At 63.9% G+C, this 25,739-nt stretch carries 24 protein-coding genes; 7 read left to right on the top strand and 17 right to left on the bottom strand.

The genetic code is table 11. The features are described from left to right. Positions 1-12 precede the first annotated feature (12 nt). From RCP80_RS08370 to RCP80_RS08360, 3 genes are all read left to right on the top strand, one after another. On the top strand, positions 13-135 hold the full coding sequence (locus tag RCP80_RS08370; RefSeq protein WP_308481890.1) for a hypothetical protein: 123 nt from the start codon (positions 13-15) through the stop codon (positions 133-135). Between the two features lie 212 nt (positions 136-347). Further along, entirely contained in the window at positions 348-674 is a 327-nt protein-coding gene (locus RCP80_RS08365) for a transposase (RefSeq protein WP_308481889.1), read from the top strand. Further along, positions 671-1,561, top strand: coding sequence for an IS3 family transposase (locus RCP80_RS08360; protein ID WP_308481888.1), 891 nt, complete (start codon positions 671-673; stop codon positions 1,559-1,561). Before RCP80_RS08365 ends, RCP80_RS08360 begins: the two co-directional genes overlap by 4 nt. 63 nt (positions 1,562-1,624) lie before the next feature. On the opposite strand, the gene RCP80_RS08355 is transcribed toward RCP80_RS08360, so the two are convergent. From RCP80_RS08355 to RCP80_RS08325, 7 genes are all read right to left on the bottom strand, one after another. Beyond that, complete coding sequence (locus RCP80_RS08355) at positions 1,625-2,407, bottom strand: enoyl-CoA hydratase/isomerase family protein (RefSeq protein WP_308481887.1); 783 nt, start codon at positions 2,405-2,407, stop codon at positions 1,625-1,627. 34 nt (positions 2,408-2,441) lie between these two features. Next, complete coding sequence (locus RCP80_RS08350) at positions 2,442-3,584, bottom strand: acyl-CoA dehydrogenase family protein (RefSeq protein WP_308481886.1); 1,143 nt, start codon at positions 3,582-3,584, stop codon at positions 2,442-2,444. A 174-nt stretch (positions 3,585-3,758) separates the two neighbouring features. Next, positions 3,759-4,655, bottom strand: coding sequence for an SDR family oxidoreductase (locus RCP80_RS08345; protein ID WP_308481885.1), 897 nt, complete (start codon positions 4,653-4,655; stop codon positions 3,759-3,761). 53 nt (positions 4,656-4,708) lie between these two features. Then, a complete protein-coding gene (locus tag RCP80_RS08340) occupies positions 4,709-5,965 on the bottom strand; it encodes an amidohydrolase family protein (RefSeq protein WP_308481884.1) in 1,257 nt (418 codons plus the stop codon). Positions 5,966-5,992: 27 nt separating this feature from the next. After that, positions 5,993-7,243 (bottom strand): cytochrome P450, encoded by a 1,251-nt coding sequence (locus RCP80_RS08335; RefSeq protein ID WP_308481883.1) that lies wholly within the window; start codon positions 7,241-7,243, stop codon positions 5,993-5,995. Between the two features lie 415 nt (positions 7,244-7,658). Continuing rightward, positions 7,659-8,495: a cupin domain-containing protein gene (locus RCP80_RS08330; RefSeq protein ID WP_308481882.1), complete on the bottom strand. Its 837-nt coding sequence runs from the start codon at positions 8,493-8,495 to the stop codon at positions 7,659-7,661. Positions 8,496-8,741: 246 nt separating this feature from the next. Further along, on the bottom strand, positions 8,742-9,329 hold the full coding sequence (locus RCP80_RS08325) for a TetR/AcrR family transcriptional regulator (protein WP_308482751.1): 588 nt from the start codon (positions 9,327-9,329) through the stop codon (positions 8,742-8,744). A gap of 221 nt (positions 9,330-9,550) precedes the next feature. On the opposite strand from RCP80_RS08325, the gene RCP80_RS08320 reads away from it, so the two are divergent. Further along, entirely contained in the window at positions 9,551-9,949 is a 399-nt protein-coding gene (locus tag RCP80_RS08320; protein ID WP_308481881.1) for a helix-turn-helix transcriptional regulator, read from the top strand. 40 nt (positions 9,950-9,989) lie between these two features. Here the strand turns inward: RCP80_RS08320 and RCP80_RS08315 are convergent, their stop codons facing one another. From RCP80_RS08315 to RCP80_RS08280, 8 genes are all read right to left on the bottom strand, one after another. After that, complete coding sequence (locus RCP80_RS08315; protein WP_308482750.1) at positions 9,990-11,024, bottom strand: zinc-binding dehydrogenase; 1,035 nt, start codon at positions 11,022-11,024, stop codon at positions 9,990-9,992. A gap of 118 nt (positions 11,025-11,142) precedes the next feature. Next, entirely contained in the window at positions 11,143-12,333 is a 1,191-nt protein-coding gene (locus RCP80_RS08310) for an acetyl-CoA acetyltransferase (protein ID WP_308481880.1), read from the bottom strand. After that, a complete protein-coding gene (locus RCP80_RS08305) occupies positions 12,334-13,758 on the bottom strand; it encodes an OB-fold domain-containing protein (RefSeq protein ID WP_308481879.1) in 1,425 nt (474 codons plus the stop codon). It lies immediately after the preceding gene. Between the two features lie 82 nt (positions 13,759-13,840). Beyond that, a complete protein-coding gene (locus tag RCP80_RS08300) occupies positions 13,841-14,674 on the bottom strand; it encodes an enoyl-CoA hydratase/isomerase family protein (RefSeq protein WP_308481878.1) in 834 nt (277 codons plus the stop codon). A gap of 88 nt (positions 14,675-14,762) precedes the next feature. Continuing rightward, the gene (locus tag RCP80_RS08295; protein WP_308481877.1) at positions 14,763-16,307 is read right to left on the bottom strand and encodes a carboxylesterase/lipase family protein; all 1,545 of its coding nucleotides are present in this window, start codon (positions 16,305-16,307) and stop codon (positions 14,763-14,765) included. Between the two features lie 132 nt (positions 16,308-16,439). After that, positions 16,440-17,189, bottom strand: a complete 750-nt coding sequence (locus tag RCP80_RS08290) for an enoyl-CoA hydratase/isomerase family protein (protein ID WP_308481876.1) — start codon at positions 17,187-17,189, stop codon at positions 16,440-16,442. 273 nt (positions 17,190-17,462) lie between these two features. Continuing rightward, entirely contained in the window at positions 17,463-18,359 is an 897-nt protein-coding gene (locus RCP80_RS08285) for an acyl-CoA dehydrogenase family protein (RefSeq protein WP_308481875.1), read from the bottom strand. A gap of 161 nt (positions 18,360-18,520) precedes the next feature. After that, entirely contained in the window at positions 18,521-19,711 is a 1,191-nt protein-coding gene (locus tag RCP80_RS08280; protein ID WP_308481874.1) for an acyl-CoA dehydrogenase family protein, read from the bottom strand. A gap of 226 nt (positions 19,712-19,937) precedes the next feature. Here RCP80_RS08280 and RCP80_RS08275 point away from each other — a divergent pair, with 226 nt between their 5' ends. The 3 genes from RCP80_RS08275 to RCP80_RS08265 are packed head-to-tail and all read left to right on the top strand — an operon-like array spanning position 19,938 to position 22,785. Next, positions 19,938-20,699 carry a (Fe-S)-binding protein gene (locus RCP80_RS08275; protein ID WP_308481873.1) on the top strand — a complete coding sequence of 254 codons (762 nt, stop codon included), beginning with the start codon at positions 19,938-19,940 and terminating at the stop codon, positions 20,697-20,699. Beyond that, entirely contained in the window at positions 20,696-22,162 is a 1,467-nt protein-coding gene (locus RCP80_RS08270; protein WP_308481872.1) for a LutB/LldF family L-lactate oxidation iron-sulfur protein, read from the top strand. Before RCP80_RS08275 ends, RCP80_RS08270 begins: the two co-directional genes overlap by 4 nt. Then, positions 22,159-22,785 carry a LutC/YkgG family protein gene (locus RCP80_RS08265; protein ID WP_308481871.1) on the top strand — a complete coding sequence of 209 codons (627 nt, stop codon included), beginning with the start codon at positions 22,159-22,161 and terminating at the stop codon, positions 22,783-22,785. Before RCP80_RS08270 ends, RCP80_RS08265 begins: the two co-directional genes overlap by 4 nt. Positions 22,786-22,870: 85 nt before the next feature. Here the strand turns inward: RCP80_RS08265 and RCP80_RS08260 are convergent, their stop codons facing one another. Both RCP80_RS08260 and RCP80_RS08255 read right to left on the bottom strand, forming a co-directional pair. Continuing rightward, entirely contained in the window at positions 22,871-24,352 is a 1,482-nt protein-coding gene (locus RCP80_RS08260) for an MFS transporter (RefSeq protein ID WP_308481870.1), read from the bottom strand. Beyond that, positions 24,352-25,590, bottom strand: coding sequence for an FAD-dependent monooxygenase (locus tag RCP80_RS08255; protein WP_308481869.1), 1,239 nt, complete (start codon positions 25,588-25,590; stop codon positions 24,352-24,354). The genes RCP80_RS08260 and RCP80_RS08255 overlap by 1 nt, the downstream gene beginning before the upstream one ends. Positions 25,591-25,739: the final 149 nt, after the last annotated feature.

The raw sequence follows: 25,739 nt of genomic DNA, 5'->3' as shown, positions 1-25,739 counted from the left end.
TGGAGGACCCTCATGCCGGTGGAACTGACCATGGATGACATCGACATGCTTGCGCGAACCTTCGCATTCCGCGATGCGGAGGAGATGATCGAATTCGCGGCACGCGTGGAACAGAGCGCAGTACCCGAGTTGTAGCGCCCGGTGCCCGAGCACGGGTTGCCTCTACTCCACTGCGAACACTGGATCAGCTAGCGGCGTCGCCGGCGCGATTCACCGTGGCGGTTGAACGACGTCACCGCCGAGAGTCTTGAGCTGTGATGCTTGGGCACTCGACCCAGTGTGAGGTTCCCCAGAAGTAGTGGACATCTGAGATAGCGGGACGGTGGTCCCCTTGGAAGGATGTTCGTATGTCTGGTCGTCGGCGTTCGTTTACCCCGGAGTATCGGGTGGAGGCTGCGCATCGGGTGATCGATGGGAACCGGCCGGTCACCGAGGTTGCCCTCGAGCTGAATTTGCATGAGAACCTGCTGCATAAGTGGGTGAGCCAGGAGCGTCGGCGGATGGCGGCCGCCGACCGGGGTGAGGTACCCGATCCTGGGGGTGGTAGCCAGCCACTTTCGCCGGATGAACGGGGCGAGTTGGTACGGCTGCGGGCGAAGGTGGCCGAGCAATCCAAGGACATCGCGTTCCTGGAAAAAGCGTCGGCGTACTTTGCGGGCAAGCATCTAAGGTGAGCCGGTTCGAGCTCATGGCCGCAGAGTGCGCCTCCTCCGACGTGACCCGCATGGCCCAGCTGCTGGGGGTGTCCACCTCGGGCTACTACAAGCATCGGGACCGGCTGTCGGCTAGTGAGCCGACGCCACGGGTCCAACGCCGCCGTGATCTGGAAGTCAAGATTCTGGCCCACCACAAGGACTCCGGCGGCACGTACGGCTCACCGCGGATCACCGCCGATCTGCACGATGCCGGAGAACGGGTGTCGGCTAACACCGTCGCGGCGATCATGGCCGATCTGGGCATCGAGGGCATTAGCCCACGCACCTTCAAGACGACCACAGTCGTCGATCCTTGTGCGTCGTTCCCACCGGATCTGATCGGCCGTCGTTTTGACCAGGGCTGTATCGATGCGGTGTGGTCCTCCGACATCACCTACCTGAGCTGTGGGGAAGGCGACATGTACCTGTGTGCGATCCGCGATGAGCATTCGCGACGGGTGCTGGGCTGGGCGGTCGATGACCACATGCGCACCGAGTTGGTGACCACCGCGGTGGATCGGGCGGTGTTCACCCGCGGCGGCCACGTCAAGGGCGTCATACTGCAATCGGACCGCGGCACCCAGTACACCTCCCACGACATGGCTGCCGCAGCCAGCGCCCACGGGCTGCGGCGCTCTATGGGTGCCACCGGCATCTGCTGGGACAACGCCGGCGCGGAGGCGCTGTGGTCGACGTTCAAACACGAGCATTACTACCGGCACACTTTCGCCATAAAGGCTGAATTGATTGCAGCAGTTGACAATTGGATGCGATTCTACAATCATCAACGTAGACATTCAGCGATCGGAATGCGCTCACCCATTACCTACGAGCGCACGCTGAAAGTCACCCTGGAAGCAAGCTAACCGCGTCCACTTGTTCTGGGGAACCCCAGTGGAGCACCACCGGACCAGTATGAGTGTGGGCCGCTATCGCGCGCGGGCGGTGAAGCGTTCGACCGTGGCCATCACGTCATCGCCAGCCATCGACTCCCCCTCGGCCGCCAGCGCGAAATCGATGGTGCGGTCGACAGCTTGGCGTAGGTGAAGATTGAGGGCACGTTTGGTGTCGCGGATGGCTTGACGCGGTTGGCTCGCCAGCCGTGCACCCAATTCCAGGGCGACGGTGTACACCTCGGAAGGTGGCACCACGCGGTTGGCTAGCCCCAGCAGCAGACACTCCTCGGCCGATACACGAGTTCCCAGCAGCAGATGCTCCTTGGCCCGCATCATGCTCATGTAGGAGGGCCACAGCGAAGCCCCTCCGTCGCCGGCGACCACTCCGACCGATACGTGCGGGTCGGAAATGTACGTGTCGTCGGCGATGACGACGAGGTCAGACAATAGCGCCAGGGTCGCGCCGACCCCCACTGCGGGACCGTTCACGGCCGCGACAACGGGCAGCTCACACGATATCGCCGCACGTATCAACCGCTCTGCGCTGCGGATCGTTCGCCGTCGCAGCACGGGGTCGTCGTGGACCTTCCGGAGGTGCGTCATGTCACCGCCGGCGCTGAATGCCGAACCGGCCCCGGTGATCACCGCGGCGCCGGCGTCCTCATCAGCTTCCAAGAGCCGCCACGCGGTGATCAGGGCTTGATGCATGTCGTCGTCGACCGAGTTGTAGCGGTCCGGGGCATTGAGCGTGAGAACCCGCACCGAATCATGGCTTTCGACCAGCACATGCGGTTCCAACTGCGTGTAGTTTGACATTCTGATCCTCTCGGGTGAACCAATCCTGTGTCCCTCACAACGAGCGAGCGATGAGCTCTTTCTGTATCTCGTTGGCCCCGCCGTATATCTTTTGGGCGCGCGCGTCGCAGTACAGTCGGGCAATCGGGTACTCACGCATATAGCCGTAGCCACCGAACAGTTGCAGGCAACGGTCGATGACCTCGCACTGCACCTGGGTCAGCCACCATTTGCACATGGCCGCCGTGGCCGTGTCCACACCGCGCGTGGAATGGCCCACGATGCAGTTGTCGAGGAACTCCCGCGCCACTCGCGCCAGGGTGGCGCACTCGGCGAGTTCGAACCTGGTGTTCTGCATTTCGATCAGCGGTCCACCGAACGCTTGTCGCTCTTTGGCGTAGCGCACCGTGAGATCAACCGCCAGTTCAGTGGCTCCGACCGCATTGATGCCAATGATCAGGCGTTCTTGGGGAAGTTGCGCCATCATCTGCGGGAAGCCACGCCCTTCGACGCCGAGCAGGTGGTCGGCGGGAACAGCTACATCTTCGAAGAACAACTCGGCGGTATCCGAGCCGTGCTGACCGATCTTGTCCAACACCCGACCGACAGAAAAGCCGGGTAGTTGCGTGTCGACGATCAGCAGCGAGATCCCTCTGCCCCCGGCCGCTGGATCCGTCTTGGCCGCCACGACGATCATATCCGCCGATGATCCGTTGGTGATGAACGTCTTCGCGCCATTGAGCACGTAGTGGTCACCCTGGCGAATCGCAGTGGTCCGGATGTTCTTCAGATCCGAACCGGTACCCGGTTCGGACATCCCGAGCCCGGTCACCACTTCGCCTGCCGCCATGCGGGGCAACCACTGTCTCTTCTGCTCTTCGGTCCCGTACGCCACCAGATAGTCGGCGACGACGCCGCTGTGAATCGCGTTGCCCCACGACTTGTCACCGGTGCGCGCGTACGCCGACGCGATGGCTGCGTGATGAAGGAATCCGCCCCCACCGCCGCCGTACTCGGTTGGCACCGACACGCACAGTAGGCCGAGTTTGCCTGCCCGCATCCAGAAGTCGCGGTCCACGCACTGATTCCTCGACCACTCTTCGGCTCGTTGATCGACTTCTTCCGACAAGAATTCCCAGGCCATGTCGTAAAGGTCTGCAACCTCATCGGTAGCCCAGGAGGGGCGCGTCACACGCATGTTGATTTCCCTATGTTCACGGGGCAACGCCCGTCATGGTTATTGTTCTATCCGCTGGTAACACCGGGAGAACGAGCCGGTGCGAAGAATCGCGGTGCTGGCGTTTCACCGAGCGTTTCGGAAACCGGCAGAAGCGCCGGTCGAGACGATCACGCCGAATCGTGTCACGTGAGGTCATGCGGAGAAGACGAATTCGGAAGGGCCCGCGGGAAGGTGCCCGAGTGCGGTCTTCAACTCATCGATGGACCAGCGGTGGTCACTCTCGAAGGTTTCCTGCTCCGTCCAACACTGTTGGCGCGTGATGCTTCCACCCACGACGCCGAACACCTCGCCAGAGAGTTGGCACTCCGGAGACGCCAGCCAGGCAACAAGCGGAGAAACATTCTCGGGGGCCCATTTGTCGAAGCCCTCCTGCTGTTCGATGCGGTCGCCCAAACCGGGTGTGTTCTCAGTCAGGCGTGTGCGGGCGACGGGAGCAATCGCATTGACCCGCACTCCGTAACGCGACAATTCGCGCGCGGCGACAAGAGTCATCATCGCGATACCGGATTTGGCCGAGGCGTAGTTGATCTGACCCGGATTGCCGCGCAGACCCGACCCGGACGAGGTGTTGACCACCGAAGCGTCGACCGTGCGGCCCGCCTTGCTTTCTGAACGCCAATACACCGCGGCGTGATGCAGTGGACTGAAGTGGCCCTTGAGGTGCACATCGATCACGCTGTCCCACTCCGCTTCGGACATGTTTACCAGCATCCGATCACGAAGGATCCCCGCGTTGTTGACCAGGATGTCCAGGCCGCCAAACGTGCTCACCGCCAGATCGACCAAGTCCCGCGCAGATTCCCAATCGCTCACGCTTCCGAAATGAGCGACCGCATCGCCGCCGGCCGCTTGGATCTCGTCGACTACGTCCTGCGCGGCATTGCGAACGCTGCCGTCACCATCGAGTCCACCGCCCGTGTCGTTGACTACGACCCGCGCGCCCAGACGCGAAAACAGCAGTGCGTGCGCTCTTCCCAGGCCGCGACCCGACCCGGTGATGATTGCCGTGCGGCCTTCGAGTGATGTCACGTACACCTATCCTGATGTCACTTGATGTTCGACTTGCTGGTTTGGTTCGCGCGTCATTGCGCGGTCAGATCGACGAGGGGATGACGGTAAATGTCGGCGGCAGTGCCGGAGGTGAGGCGCTTCTGCACGTCATGATCAAGGTCGCCGATTTGATACTCGATGAATTCCTGGGTGTCGGGCCACGTGGAATCCGAATGCGGGTAGTCGACCTCCATCATCACCCGGTCTTCTCCGATGACATCGAGGAGTCGGTATGCGGTCGGATCGAAGAAGGAGGTGTACCAGAAGCTACGGGCGAGAACCTCGTTGGGGGTCAACGTATCTGACCACGTCGAGTTCATACCGCCGTCGTTGTCCTTGTTGAATCTGCTCTCCAGGAAGCTCAGTCTGTCAACCAGCATCGGCACCCACGCGATGCCGCTCTCCGACATGACGATCTTCAGCTCCGGAAAGCGCGAAGGTATCCCCGCGAACAGCCAATCCGTGGCGGCGGCGAATGCGTTGATCTCGAAGAGCGCCGCGATGACAGGCGGCGGAGAGTCCTTCGACGGCACCATGGTCTGTGATGACGAACCCACGTGCAGATTCACCACCGTATTGGTCTCGGCACAGGCAGCGAAAAACGGGTCCCACTTGCCCGAGTACAGCGAGTCGAAGCCCAAGGCTTCGGGGTTCTCGCTGAAGCTGACGGCCTTGAAGCCACGTTCTGCGTTCCGCCTGATCTCGTCGGCGGCGATGTGGGGGTCGGGCAGCCAAGTCACCTGCTGCGCGATGAATCGCTCTGGGTACTCGCCGACCCACCCCTCGGCGATCCAATCGTTGTAGGCCCGCATCGCGGCAAGGCCCAGTTCTTGGTCGGAGAACTTGGTGAATCGCTGGCCGCAGAACCCGAAAACCATGGACGGGAAGCACAACGATGCCGCAACGCCGTTGACGTCCATGTCCTTCACCCGAGCATGGACGTCATAGACGCCTGGCCGTACTTCGTCGAAGCGCACGGGCCCACCCGTCCGCTCGGCGGCAGGCCAACTGGACATCGCGTTGGCACCAGAGTTCATGACCAGTTCGTTCTCGAACTGCCACCACTCCATGCCGTCCGAGTCCTCGACGACCCGCGGCGTCTGATCCGCGAACTTGGCCGGCATCCGGCCGAGGAAGGTCTCACGCGGCTCCATCAAGTGGTCATCGACGGAGATCAGGGGCAGGAAGACGGGCCGGGGTTCCGGGTCAGGAACGAGGTTGCGCTCTCGGCGAACCACTTTCCCAGTGTTGTGTTGCTCGTCGAGACGGGCGTTGAGATCGATGGCCATGGTATGTGCTTTCGTTTCCGGTGGCGGTCAGGGATTCGGAGAGATGCAGGGCAATGTCCGCCAGCCGCGAATGGTGGGAGACGGAGCATGTTGCAGCTCGTGGACGGGTACGGCGAGCCGGAGCGCGGGGTGATGCCGGATGAGGGCTTTGAGACCGGCGATCAGTTCCATCCGGGCGAGGTGCATGCCCAGACACAGGTGGGTTCCCGGGGCGAAGGCCAGATGTGCTGAGCTGTCGCGCGAGATGTCGAGTTCGTGCGGGTTGTCGAACACCTTCGGATCACGGTTTGCCGCGTGCAGCACGCAGATCACTTGATCGCCGGCGGAAATATGGTGATCTCCGATTTGCACGTCCTCAACGGCGACGCGGGGCACCATGAACCGTTGCGCCCCATCGACGCGCAAGATCTCTTCCACCGCGTTCCCGACCAGCGAATCGTCGGCGACCAGCCGGTCCCACTGTTCGCGGTGAGCCATGAGCTGCACCACCGTGGTGGCGATTGAATTGGCGGTGGTTTCATGGCCGGCCATGATCAGCAGGATCAGATTGCCGATCAGCTCCTCATCGCTGAGTCGATCACCGTGGTCATCGGTAGTGACCAACTCGCTGATCAGATCATCGGCAGGATTGCGTCGGCGCTGCTGGATGAGCTCCGCGAAGTAGTCGCCGAAGGAGCGCATGGCATCACCGGCCTCGGTGGTGCCGGAGCCGCCACCGTGTCCGGTCCGATCCATGTTGACAATCGCGTCGGTCCAGTGTTCCCACTTCTTGTGGTCTTCTGCGGGAACACCCAGAATACGACAGATTGCCCGTTCCGGGATCGGCAGCGCATAGGCCTTCTTGAGATCGAATTCGCGGTCACGAGGTAGGCTTTGGGCCAACTCGTCGGCCAGCTCATCGACGTAAGCCGCCCACCGTACCACCGCGCGAGGCATGAATGGATCCCGATAAAGCCTGCGGATGCGGGTGTGCTCCGGCGGATCGGTGAACAGCATCATCGCCGCTTGGCAGGCAGCCATCTGCTGAACCTCCGGTCGCGGATCGGCGTTCAGGTACTCCATCTCCTGGTCCGCCCGGGCGGCACGACTGAAGCGGGTATCGCGCAGCACGCTACGCACTTCGGCATGTCCGGCTATGAGCCACATCCCATTACCCAACGCCAGCAACCGATTGCCATCCAGTAGCCGTTCATAGAACGGTCCGGGATTCTCCCGGAACACTGGGTCTGTCAAGAATCGCATCGCGTCAGCGATCAAACTTTCGGCGACATTCGTCATCGATCGCAACTCCCTTCTCGTCGGCCTCCGCCGACCCCGTGCTCAAGGACGCACAGCGAAAGCGCTGATGAGCGTGGATCCAGTCAGTGACGCATGGTCACGGTACGGGCCCTCACCAGCCGAGAGCTTCCGTACCAGTACTGATTCGGTGCTACGGACCACCGGAGAGCCTGATTGTGTAGCCGCAAATCGACGCCGAAAGTGACTAGGCGACTGGGGTTTTGGTGCGGCGCAAGGCGGCAGCTCTAACCCTTTTACGCACTACTGGCCGCCGTCGGATCGACCTGGGTGGTCGGGGTCGATTGCGACCGCGGCACACTCCACTGATCCTGCGGACGACAATGTTCGCGTCCCGCCAGCGCAGGCAAACCGCTTACCGCGCAGCTGATCCCGGCCCGTCGTCGTTCGGTATGACCTATCGGGATGCGGCCGACCGCACGAGGTGTCGCGCATTTGCTTGCTGTAGCCAGAATGTACCCGGCTGTGCATCAACGAGGCCCAGGCCTTCGATGTCGAGATGCGCTGTTCCGCTGGTGAGGTAACCGCACTGAATCCCTTGGTCGTGCAGATGCCACGGACATCCCGCCCAGTCGCTGCACTCTTTGTCATCAAGTCTGAGCGCGAGGGCCGAGCGGGGGTCGGCCATTTCGACCCGAGGGTAGTCGGGGTGCTCGTTTGGCTTGCCGAAAAGTGGGACCGACCGATAGTTGTAGGTCGCGTTCAGCATCAGCATCTCAGGAACGTCCGACGCCGGCGACGGAGGTCCGGGGGGGACCGGCAACTCGATTTCGAGCAGTTCGAATTCCGTTGAGGCTTCCAGGAGGGCGTGGTCGAGCCCCCCGGGAAGGCACCAGGAATCCTTGGCGCTGAAAGACTCCTCCCCGATGCCAGCCAGGTCGAACCACACCGTTCCTGCGATAAGCAGGCATAGGCGTGCGCCGGTGGTGCGCCGCCGCCACGGTGGCTGCGGCCAGGGATGGGCCGGATTGGCCTTCAGCACTCGGGCCTCTACTTGGCCGTTGGTCGCCGCCGTGACAGCCGCCATGTCACGGCACAAGACCGCGGGGAACTCGTCGAGTTGGACGAAGCTGTCGGGGCGCCAATGATCAAATACGGCGATGTTCGGGACGGGAGAATCATCCGCCGCGGCGTCCGCCAAGTCGTCGTCGCCGTGCCTGCTGCTGGAGGGACGGAGCTCGTACTCCGGCAGTCTTGCGATCCAAACCTCAAGATCAGGCTCGAGATTGGCCATGCTCTGAATCCTCCCTCCTGCCCGGGTGGTACCAAGCATCACCTGCGGACCGGGCGAGTGGCATCGCGGTCCACGGGGCGTCGAGCACTACACGGCGCCGGTCGGATGGGGCGTCCAGGAACACCATGCGATCAACGGTAACGACAAGCGGTCTCGCGTACCTCGGTAGTTGTACTGGGGTCGTGCAGGTCGATTTTCCGCACCGGCGCCAGCCCGTGGTCCAAGCTCCCCTGGGTACGCACGCGATCAGTTGAGAAGCGCCGGCACAAGGTAAGTGCGCAACATCCGGCGGGTTTCCTCGGGGTCACCCTCAAACGTCGCCGGGCGGGTGAGGAACACCACGTGTATGAACGTCAGCCATTCGACGACCTCATCGATATCGGTGACGCGCAGTCGTCCGGCATCCCGCAACGGCTCCAGGATCGGCGCCCAGTAACCGCGTTCCACCCGTGCGATCCGTTCGGACTGTTCGACGGTCTTTGCGGTGATCGCCAATGCGTCGGGTCGCAGCAGCATCTCGAAGTAGTGGCTGGTGCGGGCCTGGTGTAGGAGTGCCATCGCCGCATCGACGATCAGGTCCTCGGCAGGCACGGTCATGTCCAAGGACTCGAGCGCGGCGGACGCGGCGCTTGCACTCGCCTCTGCGATGACCTCACCGAGAAGCTTGGGTTTGCTCTCGAAATAGTTGTAGACGGTCTTGCGCGCAACTCCGGCAGCCTCGGCGATATCGTCCATCGTGGTGCGACGCAGCCCGCGCCGCTCGAACATCTCTCCGGCCACGGTCAGCATTCGCCGACGCACCTGGGACTCGCGCTCATCGGCGCCATTTTCCATGTCGTTCACGTCCTAATCCCCACCCTTACCGTCCTTTCTGCGATTTGTTTACACAACGCCGAACGATAGTGTAACTTCATCTTCGATACACATTTTGGACTGTTTGTGTAACGAGGTGACTGATGACCACGATGGAAAAACACAGCTGCATCAAGACTCGGGTCGACGCTGGGGTCGGATGGATGACCCCCGATCGCTGTTGTCAAACAGACGCACACGACATGCCAGGCGAGGTCCTGCTCGCGTTGGCCGACCACATCGCGAACCCCGCCGTGTCGACCATCGTGATGGCCGACTTTCCCGCCGCACTGCTTCTCGATCGATTTCGTGAGGTCAGCGAACAACTCTGGCATTCGTCGAAGACCCTGATCGTGCGCCGGCAGAACACCCACCCGGACGCCTCGAACTACTCGGAGACACCGGTATACATCGAGCCGCTGACCGAGCGGGAACGCCAAGTGTTGTCGATGGCAGCTCAAGGTGCCTCCGCCCGCGAGATCGGCCAACGGCTGTTCATCAGTGAACGCACTGTGGAATCCCATGTCAGCAACGGCTACCGAAAACTCGGCATCCGCTCACGCGTCGAACTTGTCAGGCGCGCACTCGAATTCGGCTTGTGAGGGCGCGCCGCTCGCGGTGCAATGCCAGTGCTTTGTGCGATCACCCGAACCCGATTACCGTGCGTAGGGTCTTGCCGGAGTCCAGTGCACGCATTGCGGCGTCGACCCCGTCGAGCGCGACGGTCTCCGTTACGACCGAGGAGATGTCAAGGTGGCCGCGCTCCGCGAGATCGATGATGTAGGGAAAGTTGCGGTCGACGTCGGCGCTACCGAAGACACATCCGATCACTCGCTTGGCGTCCACGACCAACGTGCCCGGTATCCGGATCTCGGTTCGGATGGCTCCAACCCCGATCACCACGACGGTGCCTCCGCGCCGCAGCGCGAGATACGAGTTGTGGAGCGTCTGGGGTGAGCCGATGGTGTCGAAAACATAGTCTGCACCGTCCAACCCGGCAGCATCCGCGATCTCTGACAATGAGGCGCCGTCGGGGTCGTAGGCATCGGTGGCGCCCGATCGGAGCGCCAATGCCCGCTTGGCGGCGATCGGATCTACGGCGACGATCCGCGCGGCATTGGCGACGCGGCTTGCCTGAATCACCGCCTGGCCCACGCCGCCGCAACCCACGACGATCACAGTTGAGCCCGCCCGCACCTCGGCGGTGTTGAATACCGCCCCGCATCCGGTCATGAAGGCGCAACCGATCAGCGCGAGCTGATCGTCGGGAAGGTCGCACTCGACGCCGATGACGCTCGCGCGGTGAACGGTCATGGCTTCGGCGAAGGTGCCCAAACCATTCGTGGCGACCAACAGCGTGCCGTCGACGCGGCTGGCGCGCGGCGGACCGTACAACGCCGCGGCATCGCACAGGAATGAGTCCCCGCGGCGACAGTTTGCGCACGTTCCACACCGCGGAATCGTCAGGCCAACAACACGGTCACCCACCCGGAAGTCGGTTACCTCCGGGCCCACCCAGTCGACAATCCCGCAGCCTTCGTGTCCAAGGATCGCAGGTGGGCACGGAACCCCTCCGGAGGCCACGAACGCGTCGGTGTGGCAGACACCGGCCGCCCGCAGCTGCACCACGACGTCATGCGGCCCGGGCGGGGAAACGGCTACCTCCTCGACCAACATCGGACCGCCCTGCTCGGCGAAGAACGCGGCCTTCACCACGGGCCTCTCGTAAGTGCCTCGACTGCCATCCGTGCCCTCCTATGTTGTGGGATCAGCGCATTAACTGGGGAAAGCGCTGTCATTCATCGAGTTCGCTGCCGACCACGCCGACGAAACTCACGCAGCGTCCGGGCCGCCCACCGAGGTTGTGCGTCAGCGCGCGGGTCCTGTCGGTCTCTATCTGCCGAGCCCCCGCTTCGCCGCGCAGTTGCAGCCAGCACTCGAAGAGCATTCGCAGGCCGGACGCGCCGATCGGGTGCCCGAAGGATTTCAGTCCGCCGTCCGGATTGACCGGCAACGGTCCATCGAGGTCGAACGTGCCCGCGAGTACCTCTTTCCATCCCTGCCCGCGCGGCGCGAATCCGAGGTCTTCCATCAGCACCAGTTCGGTCGGCGTGAAGCAGTCGTGCACTTCGGCCATCGCCAGTTCCGCACGTGGGTCCCGAATACCCGCCTGCTGGTAGGCATCCGCGGCCGCACGGGTGACCTCATCGAACGTCGTGTAGTCATACGACGGCGACAACACCCCTTCGCCTGAGCCGGCCGCGAGGGCGACCCCTTTGACATACAAGGGGCGATCGGTGTATCGGTGTGCGTCCTCAGCGCGGCACAAGATTGCCGCAGCTCCTCCGTCGGAGACACCGGAGCAGTCGAAGATGCCCAGGGAGCCCGCGATGAGCGGTGCGGCACTTATGGTCTCCTTGGTCACACTGGTTTGGAACTGCGCGCGCGGGTTTTTCGCACCGTTCTGATGGTTCTTCCACGCGATATGGGTCATGACGTCCTTCATCACGTCACGGGGAACCGAGTATTTCTCGGCGTAGGCCGGCTCGAGGTAGGAAAACACCGCGGGAGCCGAGATCGCTTCTTCAGTACCGTCGTCGGGGCGGTTTGCGTACGCCAAACCCGAATATCCTGAGTCCTTGAGTTTCTCGACACCCGTGGCCATCACCAAGTCGTATGCGCCCGAAGCCACGGCGTAGCAGGCATTGCGGAATGCTTCGGAGCCGGTGGCACAAAAATTCTCCACCCGGGTCACGGGCTTGTAGGCCAGCTTGAGCGGTACCGACAGGGTCGTTCCCCCGAACCCCGACAGCATCGTCCCCAGCCAGTAGGCATCGATGTCCCCGAGGTCGATCCCGCTCGAGGAACATGCCTCGTTGATCGAGTCGATCAGCAAATCATCTACGCTCTTGTTCCAGTGCTCGCCGAATGGAGTACAGCCCATTCCGACAATCGCCACCCGGTCGCGAATTCCTGGGGAACCCATCTATTCACCTGCCTCTCGAATCGGACGTGCTTTCCAAAAGTAGTTGTGCACACCGTTTTCAGCGGTATACAGCCGGCGGAACGTCATCTCGAGGCGCGTGCCGATCGCGATGTCGTCAGGTCCGGCGTCGGTGATCTCAACGCCGGCCCGCCCGCCGCCGTCGAAGTCGATCATCGCCGCGATCAAAGGCGGTGACGGTGAAAATGCCAGCCGGTCGACGGTGTAGGTGGCCACGGTCGCTCGCTCCTCGGCGACCCGCTCAGCCAGCATCCGATCGCTGGTGCGGCACTGAACACACACCCGCGCGGCGGGAAGATGACGGGTGTCGCAGTTTTCACAGCGGCTTGCCGTCAGCCCGAACTTCCAATCCCGACGGCGCAACGATGGGCCGGCCGCCGGAGACGGTGGGTTCGGCCGTCGTGGCGGCTCCCGATCCAGGCGTCCGCGCCAGGTCAAGAATGACCCGTAGTTGAGCTGTCCGTGCTCGCCGTCGATCAACTGCCGTACGGTACGTCGATGCTGTGCACGCGCCGATACCGCCTGTTCGGTGGCACGCATGACCACCACGTCGGCCCCGTCGGCCAACGCCACGCTCACGATCACTGCCCCGGGCTCGGCTGTATCGAGGATGTGGGCCAAGCTGATTCCCGGTGCCGCGCTACCGGTATTACCGATCCGCGGTACCAAATCGTCGGACCGCGCCTCGGGACGCACTCCGCTCCATTTCGTGAATGCGCGGACTGCGCGCGTGTGCAATCCGGTAACGACAAGGTGGTCGACGTCCGCTACGCTGAGCCCCGCCTTCTTCAGCGCGTCGGTGAAGGCCGCCCGACCCAGCGGCTGGTAGGCCGACTCGCCGAAACGGTCTTCCCACAGCCGCGACGCATCCTGTCCTGGTACGCGCCAACGATCCAGGAATTCTTCGGTCGCCGATGCCGATGCCAGCACTTCTACCAGAGCTTCATTGGACTCGCCGAACAGGAAGCACGCGGCTCCGTCTCCGCCGGTCGCCTCGTCAGCACTCCCGGGTAGGCCGGTGCGCAACTCCGACGCCACGACGAGCGCCGGAAGGCTACTTGCTTGCACCAAATCCATTACGCCGCTGATGGATCGGGTTGCCCCGCCGAAGTCGTATGCCGGGACGTGTTGAGGCAGTCCCAGCGCGGCGTGGATGGCGGCCGCATTCGTCTTGTCGACATAGGCGGGACTGGTCGTTACGAAGTAGAGCGCCTCGGGCACAAACCCTTCCGGCGCGTGGGCCAGCGCGTCTCGGGCGGCTTCGACGCCCATCGTGGTTGCGTCCTCGTCGTACGCCGCGACGGCACGTGTTCCCTTACCGCCGCTGCTTCCGAGCACCTCGCGGATGCTGGCAGCGTCGAGACGCCAATACGGAAGGTAGGTTCCGTAGCCGACCAGGGCGCTCATGAGTCATCTCGATGCGGGTGCAGCCGATGAGCACAGTCGCCGCGAAGCTTGACCACCGTAGTAACGCGTTTCGAAATACGACTCACAAGACCTTTCCTCCACCTGTTGGTAATTCCGACGTCGGGGAATCTGCTGCGCCCGTGCCACGCTGACGGGCCAAGAACTCGTGTCGAGCGGCCACCACGTGCGGTTGACTCAGCATCTCGAGCTGACTCGCCGTCTCGCGGTCCAGTGCTTCGACCAACGTCCCCGTGGGCGACTCTGCGAGCAACCGCTTGTCTGCGGCAAGTGTCATGGCGGGGGTCTCGGAGAGCCGGCCCGCGATCGTCGCGACCTCCGTGTGAAAGTCACCGGAGGGCACCAGATGCGTCACGAGGCCTAACTGATAGGCGAGTTCGGCGTCAACCACCTCGCCCAGCAAGACCAAACGGCGTGCCCGGGCAGATCCGATCAGGCGTGGCAGAATCCAGGAGCCACCCGTGTCCACGGTGAGTCCCCGGCGTACGAAGATCTCGCTGAACTGTGCCCGGCCGCTGGCGACAACGAGATCGCAGGCGAGCGCGAGGTTGCATCCCCCACCGGCGGCGATGCCGTCGACGGCGGCGATGCTGGGCTTCGACATCTCGGTCAGGCTCAGCACGCATTGCTTGATGTCGGCAAGCAGTCGCTCGGGGGTCATCACCGCAGAACGATCGGTGGTCCGTTCATGGCGCGCCGCGATATCGGCTCCGGTGCAGAAGGACCCGCCCTCACCAGTAAGCACCAGAACGCGGTCACGGGAGCAGTTCTCAATTTCGGCGATGATGGCGGTGAGCTCCGCCCACATCTCGGGCAGCATCGCGTTCTTGCGCGCGGGCCTGTTCAACGATACGTGGACCACACCGTCGGATCGCTGAACGATGATATTGGCGCTCATCGCACGCCACATCCGCCAAGGGTCACCAGCAGGACACTATTTGTCCGCCATGTGCGCTGGATCCGTACCGGTACGCAAACCACAACGGCTACATTCCCCCGTCCCGGCCACGCCAGATCTCGCGTTCCTCGGACTCAGGGTCGTCGACAATTCCCGACTGTGGTCCGAAGATCATGGTTGAGCGGCGCTCGGGACGATAGCTGGGCCACTCCTGCAGCCCGGCGTGGCCGGGATGGCCGTTGCGGGCGAATGCAATCCACGCGCCGCTTATCTCTTCGGTCAGACGCGAGACATCCCGATCCTGGTAGAGACCACGATTCGGTGAGGTGACACCCGCGTCTGCGTCGGTGTTGGCAAACGCGAAACCTACGTCGATCGTGTGCGGCGCACCGAGTTTGCCCCCGTACACCGAGGGCACGTGATCGACACGGTACATGTGTGCCTGCCCGCCGGCTGCGACGGCTCGTTCGGCCATCGTGATTCCGCCGATCCGGATCTGGTCGGTGACCGCAGCCAGGAAGCGCTCAGCCACTGATGCCTCCGGCCTCGTCGCCGCATACCTTTCCACCAGATCGTCAAGCGCATGTCCGAACACGTTGTCGGTTAACAGCTTTACCTGCCGCTCCGGCTCCATCGAATCGATACCGGGCACGGTGGCAACCATCATGCTGGCTTCGTCGCGACACGATCCGATCAACAGCGCAACACCATGGGATGGCGGCGAAGCGGCGGGGTCAAACGGATGTTGTTCGATGATGCGGCCATCGATCGTCGCCGCCATCTGGGGCCCATCGCCATACAGACCGCCCAGCGGACCACCCAGGACGGTGTTTTGGGCGTCGATGATCGCAGCTACCGGTAGCTCACGCAGTTCCTGGATGGAGGTGATCCCCAGCTCAGTGAAAAGCGCCGCTGCTGCGGCGTTGGCGCGCTCGATCTCGACTGCACGCAGCATCGGCCCACTCTGCACGATCGCCCGATGGAACAGCCCGCGCGCCTGGTCGACACCGAGCAGCATGCTGATCTTCGCGGCACCACCGGACTCGCCGAATACCGTGACGCGGGCGGGATCTCCGCCGAACTGAGCGATGTTGTCGCGGACCCACTTGAGCGCTTCGACGATATCGAGCAGCCCGTGATTGGCTGACGATTCAAAGCGGTCGTCACCGCAACCGGCCAGCGAAAGAAAGCCCAATGCCCCGAGGCGATGATTGACCGTGACAACGACAACATCGCCCATCCGGCACAGGTTGCTACCGTCGTAGCACGGCTCATTGCCCGATCCGACCGAGAACCACCCGCCATGCAGCCAGACCATGACCGGGCGGGCAGCTGAATCCACCGCAGGCGTAAAGACATTGACCGTCAGGCAGTCCTCGTCGTACCTCTCGACGAATTTGGCCGTTGGGTCAGCGGGGTCGAGCTTGTCGAACAACCGCGGAAGCGCGGGCTGCGGGCACGCGGCGGCTTGGGCGGTCGCGTCGCGCACCCCCGTCCACGGATCGGCAGGCTGCGGCGGGCAGAAGCGCAGCTCAGCTGTCGGCGCAGCAGCGTAGGGCACACCCCTGAAAGTCGCGATCCCGTCGCGGACGAAGCCGCGGACCCAACCGGTCGTTGTCTGGGCTTCCACCATATTTGACAACCTTTCGTCTGCTCTGGCGTTCGGCGAGTTCGTGCTGACGCCGACCTTCGTGCTCCCCCGTCTGCCGGCGGCAACCAGCGCGGCCGAAAGGCAGGATCACGGTTGCTCGTAGCCGGCCCCCCCTTATTCGCCGGGCCGGCTCGCGGCCCCGTTCTGACGTGCGTTGACGCCCTGCATCATCGTCATCGGTTGTGCGAAACCTTCCCAATTCAATCCCTCAGCAAGCGATCGATGCGGTTGAGCGAGCGCCGATTTGGTGAGCTCGACCGACAGCCCGTCATTTGCGGCGATGGACTTGGCAACCTCAACTGCTCGGGTGACGACGTCGTCAGCCACAGCCGAGGCCAGACCCCACCCGACGGCTTCCTCGGCGGATAGTTCACGCCCGGTCAAGAACATGTCCCGGGCGCGTGGCATCCCAACGGCTTCCGGCAGCAGCCAGGTTGCCGCCATGCCCGGATGCACACCGAGTGAGGTGAACGGTGCCGAGAACTTCGCTGTGGGACTCGCAATCCGCAAGTCACATGCCAGAGCGAGACACAGACCGGCTCCGATCGCCGGCCCGTTGACGGCTGCTATCGACGGGATCGCCAACTCTCGGATGGAGAGCCAGCCCTGATAGAAGCAGCTCATTGTCGACCGAAGCTCGCTTACCGAACCATGGGATTGAATGGTCGATTCGAGCCAGTCGAAGTCACCTCCGGCGCAGAACGCCGTTCCGGCGCCCGTGACGACCACCGCGCGAACCGAGCGATCCTGGCTCAGCGTTGCTATAGCCTCAGTCCACGCCTCGCTCAGCTCGGCCGTCATCGCATTGCGGCGTTCGTGCACGTTGAGCGTCAGTAACACGACATCAGAGGCGACACGTTCCATCAGCAGTGGGTCCGTCGCCGGACGCACATCTGCCGCCTCGCCGCGAGTAGGCAGTCTCATCGGTCAGCGCGGAGGTCGGCGAAACGCCATCGGACTACGGCTTCATAACTCATACTCTCGGTCTTCCATCGGTCGTTGTTCTCTTGGCTCGCTGGGCATCGAGTCATGGTGTCGTGGTGAGACGTTCGTGTGAGCGGGGCAGAGCCGGCGGCCAGCGCCTCGTGCGGACTCGGTCTGAGCCCGGTCACGTAAGCGGCGACGCGTGTGCAATGGTCATCCGCCCTGATCCGCGGCAGCGGCGACCCACGGCCACAGCGCGTCTGGGCCGCGCTGGACAAGCGTCGCGCCCAGTCGGTGGGCCCATTCGTTCTCACTGCCGTACTCGTCCCGCCACGCCCACAGGCGACGCGTATAGCGATGCAGAACATACTCTTCCGAAACACCGATGGCTCCGTGGAGTTGATGAGCCGCCTTGGCGATGTGGCCGGCGACCTCGCCCGCGACGATCTTCGCAGTCGCCGCGTCTTCCCACGACCCGGAGCCCTGTAGGACGGCGCTGGCAAGCTCGGCTGCGGCGCTCACCAAGGTCGCATGTTCGCGCATCAAAGCAAGTTGGTGGCCGACCACCTGAAAATCTCGTAGGCGTCGTCCGAACTGTGTGCGAACTTCGCAGTAGTCCCGCACCAGTTCGACCACGGCCTCCACCGCACCCTGTATCAGCACCGCGCGCGTCGCCGCTCCCCTGGCCCGAAGGTCGATGAGGTCCAGTTGCGGGGCGGCACCGATCTCGTTGGTGTCCAGTGCCACCGCACGGGCAGTCACCATGTCCCGGGACTCGCCGGCGAGGGACGTCCCGGGGGTGATCGTGAGTCTTTCAATGGGAACGCATACAACGTAATTGGCGTCTTCGTCGCTCACCAACCCGACAAAGCGACCGCTCCGTGCTGCCCACGCAACCCGGTCAGCAGTGCCACTCAACATCACTCGGTCGCCGTCACGGTGCAGCCGCAGGTCATCCGCGGTGTTGCCCTGTGCGACGGCGAGCAGCTCAGGTACCGCCGGCAAATCAGCCTGGCGTAACAACCAGTCGCCCAACAGATCTGTTTCGCCGGCCGGGACCGGTGCCGCAGCCCGTCCGATCTCACGAAGAATGTCCAGCCCGTCGGGCACGGCCCCGCCTGGACCTTCCCGCTCCTCAGGCACTGTCGCCCAAGGGAACCCGGCGGCGACGAATGCGTCCCATGGGTGGCTCGTAACTGACGTCCCACCAGTCGAATTCGTGGCCCGGAACAGGTCGCCGACCGCTTCGGCGGTCGCGCTGTGTACGGCAGTCATCGCACCCCCGCGGTGTCGTCGGAATGTCTAGCGACCGCCGGCACTCGATCAGCCCGTGCTATGAGTCCGCGCAACACCTCCGTGGTCCCGCCACGGATGGTGAAGGTGGGCGAAGCGAGCACGGCGCGGGCGAGCAACGATTCGACATCATTCGAGGAAGATGGCGCCAGTTCGCGCCCCCACAGGCGGCGCACGACTTCAACTGTCTCCTGTTCCAGGGCGGTCGCAAGATCCTTGGCCACCGCAGCTTGCACGGTAGGGGTCAACCCGCGATCGATACTGCGCGCAACATCCAGCGACACCCGGCGAATCGTGCGGTATTTCGCCATGAGGCGCCCGATCTCGGCCGCTGCCGCGCCGCCGGCGAGACGATCGCCGCTCGCTTGACCGGCAATGCCGGTCAAGCATCCCCATACCGAGAGCCAGCGCTCCGGCCCATAGCGTTCCAGAGCGAGTTCGGCCGCCGCCTGGGCCCATCCCTGCCCTTCGTCGCCGAGGAGTCGATTTTCGGGGACGAAGACGTCGTCGAGGATGACCTCGCAGAACTCTTCGCTACCGTCCATGGTCCGAATGGGGCGTACCTGTACCCCGTCTGATCCGAGCGGGATGATCAACTGGGACAGACCGCTGTGGCGGTCCTCGCCGCGGGGCTGCGTTCGACACAACGTGAGCAGGTAATGGTTGTACTGGGCGAAGGTGGTCCATATCTTCGTGCCCGATACTCGCCAACCGCCGGCCACCCGGCGGGCCTGGGTCCGAACCGCCGAAAGGTCGCTGCCCGCTTCGGGTTCACTCAACCCGATGGAGAAGTAGGTCTCGCCCCGCACGATGGCCGGAAGAAAGGTACGCCGCTGCTCCTCGGTGCCGACCCGAAGGATCGATGGAGCGACCTGCCGATCGGCCAACCAGTGCGCCCCCACGGGTGCCTGAGCGACCAGCAGTTCTTCGGTCACGATGAACCGTTGCACGGCCGTTCCGTTGTGTCCTCCGTAGCGCACGGGCACCGATAAACCCAGCCAACCGGCCTTGCCGAGCTTGCGGGAGAAGGCCGGATCGTGACCGCCGGACATGCCGAGGCAGCTGCGGCGATCGGGCGGCAACTCGCGGTCCAGCCAGTCGCGGATCTCGAGACGCAAATCGCCTACGGAGGTGCCGTCCAGGTCGCGCAGCTCTGCTCCGGTCGCCATCCCGTTTTTTAATCCTTTTCGCCTACAACAGCTTCCGCAAACACAGAGCTGTCCACGGTGCGGACGCCGTGTACTCACAGGATGACAAGGTCTGGCGTCGCCGACATCAGTAGCGCTACTGATTCCGGGTTGTCGGTGACCGGGCTACGCTCACCGACGCGTCGGTCAGCCGCTCGAGCAGATCCCTTGAGAACAGCTTGCCATCAATGAAAACCCTGGAGCTGTAATGCGTATCGCCTTGTTGGCCACCTGCCTCGCAGACGCATTGTTTCCACAGTCCGCAATCGCCGTGGTCGAGCTACTGGAGCGCCTCGGCCATGAAGTTGTCTTCCCTGCCGAGCAGACATGTTGCGGGCAGATGCACATCAACACCGGCTACCTGGCGGAGGCCGCGACCCTGGTCCGTCGCCATGTCGAGGTCTTCGAAAGCGGTCACTATGAGGCGATCGTCGCCCCATCCGGTTCATGCGTGGGTTCGGTGCGACACCAGCATGCCTGGGTGGCCCGACGGGCAGGCGACGAGAAGCTGGCGCAACGCGCCGAAGCGGTGGCTGCTCGCACCTACGAGCTTTCCGAACTATTGATCGATGTGCTCGACCAACGCGACGTCGGCGCCTACTACCCACACCGGGTCACCTACCACCCCACATGTCATTCGCTGCGCATGTTGCGAGTCGGGGAAAAGCCGCTCGAACTGCTCCGCCACGTCAAAGGACTGACGTTGATCGAGCTGGCAAGCGCCGACACGTGCTGCGGTTTCGGCGGCACCTTCGCGCTCAAGAACGCCGACACCTCGACCGCCATGCTGGGCGACAAGATGGCCTGCATCCTCGGCACCGGCGCCGAGATCTGTACCGCCGGTGACTCGTCGTGCCTGATGCACATCGCCGGTGGTCTCAGCCGAATTCGCGCCGGGGTGCGCACCGTGCACCTCGCCGAGATTTTGGCATCGACAGAAGCCAGCCCCACCGGGGCCGGCTCCCGATGACCACGTTCCTGGGTACACCCGGCGTCGGCAATCTACGGGGGGACGAACCGTTTCCAATCGCAGCCCGGCGCGGGCTCGGTGACAGCCAGATGCGCCGCAATGTCGGTGCTGCGACAAGAACCATTCGATCCAAACGACTTACTGCGGTGGCAGAGTGCGCCGACTGGGAACAACTTCGTGTCGCCGGCAGTGCACTCAAGCAGGATGTCATGGCGCGGTTGCCGGAATTGTTGGAGGAATTGGAACGAAACGTCACCGCCCGCGGTGGCGTGGTGCATTGGGCCGGTGACGCGACTGAGGCAAATCAGATCATCACCGACATCGTGCGCGGCCGTGGCGTCAGCGAAGTCGTCAAGGTCAAATCCATGGCCACCCAGGAGATCGGACTCAACGAACACCTGGAAGCACACGGCATCGCCGCCGTCGAAACCGATCTCGCCGAACTCATTGTGCAGCTGGATCGGGACAAACCCAGCCACATCCTGGTCCCCGCCATACACCGGAACAGGGCCGAGATACGCGAGATTTTCCTGCGCGAGATGCCCGACGCGGGTGAGCTCACCGACGACCCACGGATACTCGCGATGGCAGCACGCGCCCACCTGCGCCGAAAGTTTCTCTCTGCCAAAGTGGCCGTCAGCGGCGCCAATTTCGCCGCCGCCGACACCGGAACCCTGGTAGTGGTCGAGTCCGAAGGCAACGGGCGAATGTGTCTGACGCTGCCCGAGACGCTCATCACCGTGATGGGCATTGAGAAGGTCGTTCCTTCCTTCACCGACCTCGAAGTGTTCATGCAACTACTCCCGCGGTCATCGACTGCCGAGCGGATGAATCCCTACACATCGATGTGGACCGGGGTGCATTCCGGCGACGGACCACAGCGGTTCCATCTGGTGCTGCTGGACAACGGTCGCAGCAGGGTGCTGGCCGATCCTGAGGGCCGCGCAGCGTTGCACTGCATTCGGTGCAGCGCCTGCCTGAACGTCTGCCCGGTGTATGAGCGCACCGGTGGCCACGCCTACGGGTCGGTGTATCCGGGTCCCATCGGCGCGATCCTCAGCCCCCAACTCACCGGCACCCAAGGCCGTCACGACCCGAACGCTGCACTGCCGTATGCATCGTCGCTATGCGGGGCGTGTTTCGATGCGTGTCCAGTCCGCATTGACATTCCGAGCATTCTGGTCCATCTTCGGGCAGCGCAGGTGGACTCCGAACGCGGCGGCCTTCCGCACGGACAAGACCTGGCGATGAAAGCCGCGGCCTGGGCCATGACATCGCCCCGCCGCTTCGATCTCGCCGAGCGTGCTTTGGGCGCAGCGCAACATCTCATCGGTGCCGACCGCCAGATCACCACATTGCCGTGGCCGGGATCGCTGTGGACATCGAGCCGTGACTTACCCCGACCGCCTGCAGAATCCTTCCGCCAGTGGTGGGCCCGCACGCGCGGCACGGTACGGCGGTGAGCTCCTCCGACTCCCGCCAGACAGTGCTCGCACGTATCCGCTCGGCATTGGCGGCCGCCCCTCCGGAGCCCGTCGAGGTGCCGCGCGATTATGAACGCTCACCGTTGTCGGGCCACGGCGATGTGGATCGCTTCGTCGATGCGGTCGGCGAGTATCAGGCCCGCGTCCACCGCATCGATGAAACCTCGATATCGGCAACGGTCGCGTCCCTGACATCAACCGGGGAGCGGGTAGCCGTCCCCGCCGATGTGCCAACGCAATGGATTGACCGGATCGACACCGTTGTCGATGCGCCGGGGACGCCCCTCACGGTGGACCAGCTTGATCGGGTGGGAGCAGTGGTGACGGGGTGCGCGCTCGGTATCGCCTCGACCGGCACGCTGGTACTCGATGCCGGGGTGGCACAGGGAAGGCGGGTGCTGACCCTGGTGCCCGACCATCACATCTGCATTGTGTTCACCCATCAGATCGTCGACACGGTGCCCCAAGCGTTCGCCGCAATAGAGCCAGACCGGCCACTGACATTCATCTCGGGGCCGAGCGCGACCAGCGACATCGAGCTGAGCCGGGTAGAGGGCGTGCACGGCCCTCGCTTACTGGACGTACTTGTAGTCGAACGCTGAGATCACGAGTGTCAGAACGGAATTCCCATGCGGGTGGGCCGAATACGCCTCGCGACGTTAGTGAACGCGCCCGTTGCGGGCGCGTTCATGGGACTTTCGCCCCGGGCTGCCCCGCTTCGATCGGAAGACCGCTGGAGACGGTAGTCCGGTGGCGTACCAGCATGATGGCCGGCACCGCAGCGAGGAGGAAGAGGGCCCCCGCCATCGCGACGTAGAGGTGCACGCCGGTCGCCGTGCTCACCAGGGCACCATCGGCGGAGGTCCCGGAGATTTGGGTCGCTTTGAGCACCTCGCCCCCGGCAACGTTGACGATCACCGAGCCGAGCGCGAGCACCACCGATACCAAACCGGCAACAGTGCCCTGCCGCTCGGGCGCTTCGAAGCTGGTCGCCAAGTTGTAGCCGGAGGCGCCGATCGCGCCGGCGGCCACCCCGAGCATCCCGCCGCAGGCGATCGCCAGCGGGAGCATCGATACGCCCGCCAGCATCGCGACGGTCGCCACTGTTCCGACGGCGATGCCGCCGAAAAGGGGTAGCGCAGGACCGAACCGGCCCGCGATCCATCCGGCGCACACACCGCCGAGGACGATGCCCAGATTGGGTGCGGCGAGCAGCACCGCTATCGCCTCTCCGTTACCCAGCCCGTAGCCGAGCCCCAGCTCGGGTGGCACCGCGGCGATGATGCCCGTCAGCTGCAGCATGCTCCGGAAGGAGCCCGCCGCCAACACCAGGGCCAGCAGCGTCAGCAGGATCGGACGAGTCAGGGCCCGGATGTCGACGATGGGTTCATCGATCCGCAGCGCGAGCAACACCCAGCCGGCCAAGGCGGCGGCACCGGCCGCCAGCAGCGCGATCATGGGTCCGGACAGCCAGCCGAGGTCTCTGCCGAGCGTGGTGTAAGCCAGCACTGCGCCGATGCCTCCGCCCAGCAGCAGCGCGCCGACCACATCGATCCGACCCGTGCTGCGGACCGGCGACTCCGGGATGAACGAACGCACGCACACCGCGGCCACCGCGGCGAGCAGCGCCGCCACCATGAACACGCTCCGGTAACCGAACACGTCAATGACCGGCTTCATCAAGAACGGCTCGACGATTCCGACGACCGCCGAGCCGGACGTCACGAGGCCAACCACCGCCATCGCCACCCTCGGAGCGCAGATCTGGCGGGTGAGCGCCACCGTGAGGAAGACGGCCGCGAAGGCGGCGCCTTGGAGGAAGCGGCCCACCAGGAAGATCCACAGGTTGGGGGCGACGAGGCAGACCAGCCCGCCCACGCCTGCGAGGAGCAGCGTGCCGATGAGCACTCGGCGCTTGCCGAAGAGGTCGGAACTCTTCGCGAGCAGCGGCGACCAGATGGCTCCAGCCAGCATCGCACTCACATTCAGCCATGCCGCCTGATCGGTGTCGAAATGCTCCAGCAACTGGGGCAGGACCATCATGGGCGAGCCGATGACGACGTCGGCCAGGACGTTGGCGAGCGTGAGGACCGCCGCCCAGAGGATGAGTCGCCTGCTCCAGCGATGCTCTTGGGCGCCGGGGGCGGGCGTTTCCAGGGTGTGTCCCACTATGCGTCTTCCCGTAGGATGCGATCGGCTTTGAAGCAATTCGTGGACCGCTGAAGGTCCTGGGGCAATAGCGACAGTTCGGTTGCGGCCGTTTGGAGTTCGGCCTGCAGCAGGTGGATGAGTCCAAGCCGCCGCAGCACCGGCACCAAGCACAATTTGATGTTGCGGCGCAACAGTTGTCCGCTGGTGCGGGACAGCACGGTGGAGTCGGTGCGCAACGCCAAGTTCTGATTCTTTTCCACATACTCGCGAAGTCTGCGCTCGTAGGCCGCAAACGCCGGCCCCGGTCGATCATGCTGGGCCAGCTCGCTGGCCAACACATAGGCACCGGCGATCGCGATGCTGGTGCCCTGTCCAGACAGGAACGCCGGCGAGTAAGCGGCGTCCCCGACGAGCGCGACATCACCGGAACTCCAGCAATCCATCCGTACCTGACTGACGGTGTCGAAATAGACCTCATCGGCGTGGGGCAGGGTCGCCAAGATCTCACTGGTTCGCCAACGGTCCCCGGCGAAGGCCTGGCGCACCGCGGCAAGGATCTGGTCCGTGTCGCGCGGGTCCACGGTGCCCGGCGCCGGGTGGACGAAGGTGAGGAACGCCCGGGCGGCGCTGCCGTCGGCCGGACGCTCGACGACGACGGAGCGTCCCGGGTGCGAGTAGAAGAATCCGGTTGCCGGAACAAACATGTCGGTCGGCAGATCCCAGACCGCCACGTACGGACCCAGGTGGCGGACGAACCGCGCCTCCTCGCCGAAGGCCAGTTTGCGGACGTTGGAGTGGATGCCGTCGGCACCGATCACCACGTCGAAGGTCTGGGCTCGGCGGTGGCCGAAGGTGACATCGACACCGGTGTCGGTCTGGATCACCGCGGTGATCGAGTCACCGAAGACGTACGCAACCCGATCAGCACTTGACCGGTAAAGGATTTCGCTGAGTGCACCGCGAGCGATCTCCACGTCTCCGCTGCCGGCGGCGCTGAGCAGGTTGCCGTAGTCCAGCGTGGACAGTCGACATCCGCGGGGAGCCAGCAACTGCACCGGAACGTGCCGATACCGCTCCGCCGAGATCTCGTCGTAGAGGCCCATCCGACGGATGACGTCGATCGCCGTGCCGCGGATGTCGACCGGGTATCCACCCGGGCGTAGGCGGTCGGCGCGTTCGATGACGGTGACGTCCCACCCGGCTTCTGACAGCCAGAAGGCGAGCACAGGTCCGGCGATGCTCGCACCGGAGATCAAGGCGCTGCGACGAATAATCGGGATCCTCCGATTTGGTTGGGCTCGATGAAGTTGCCGGCCGTGTCTACCCAGCGCTGGGGTCACAGGGCGCATGCGAACGTAGTCATTAGCTACACAACTGTTGCTTATGCGACGATAACGGAATGCGA

It is taken from the genome of Mycolicibacterium sp. MU0053, from assembly GCF_963378095.1.
Classification (GTDB): Bacteria; Actinomycetota; Actinomycetes; order Mycobacteriales; family Mycobacteriaceae; genus Mycobacterium; species Mycobacterium burgundiense.
This window is presented reverse-complemented; position numbering and strand designations above follow the sequence as displayed.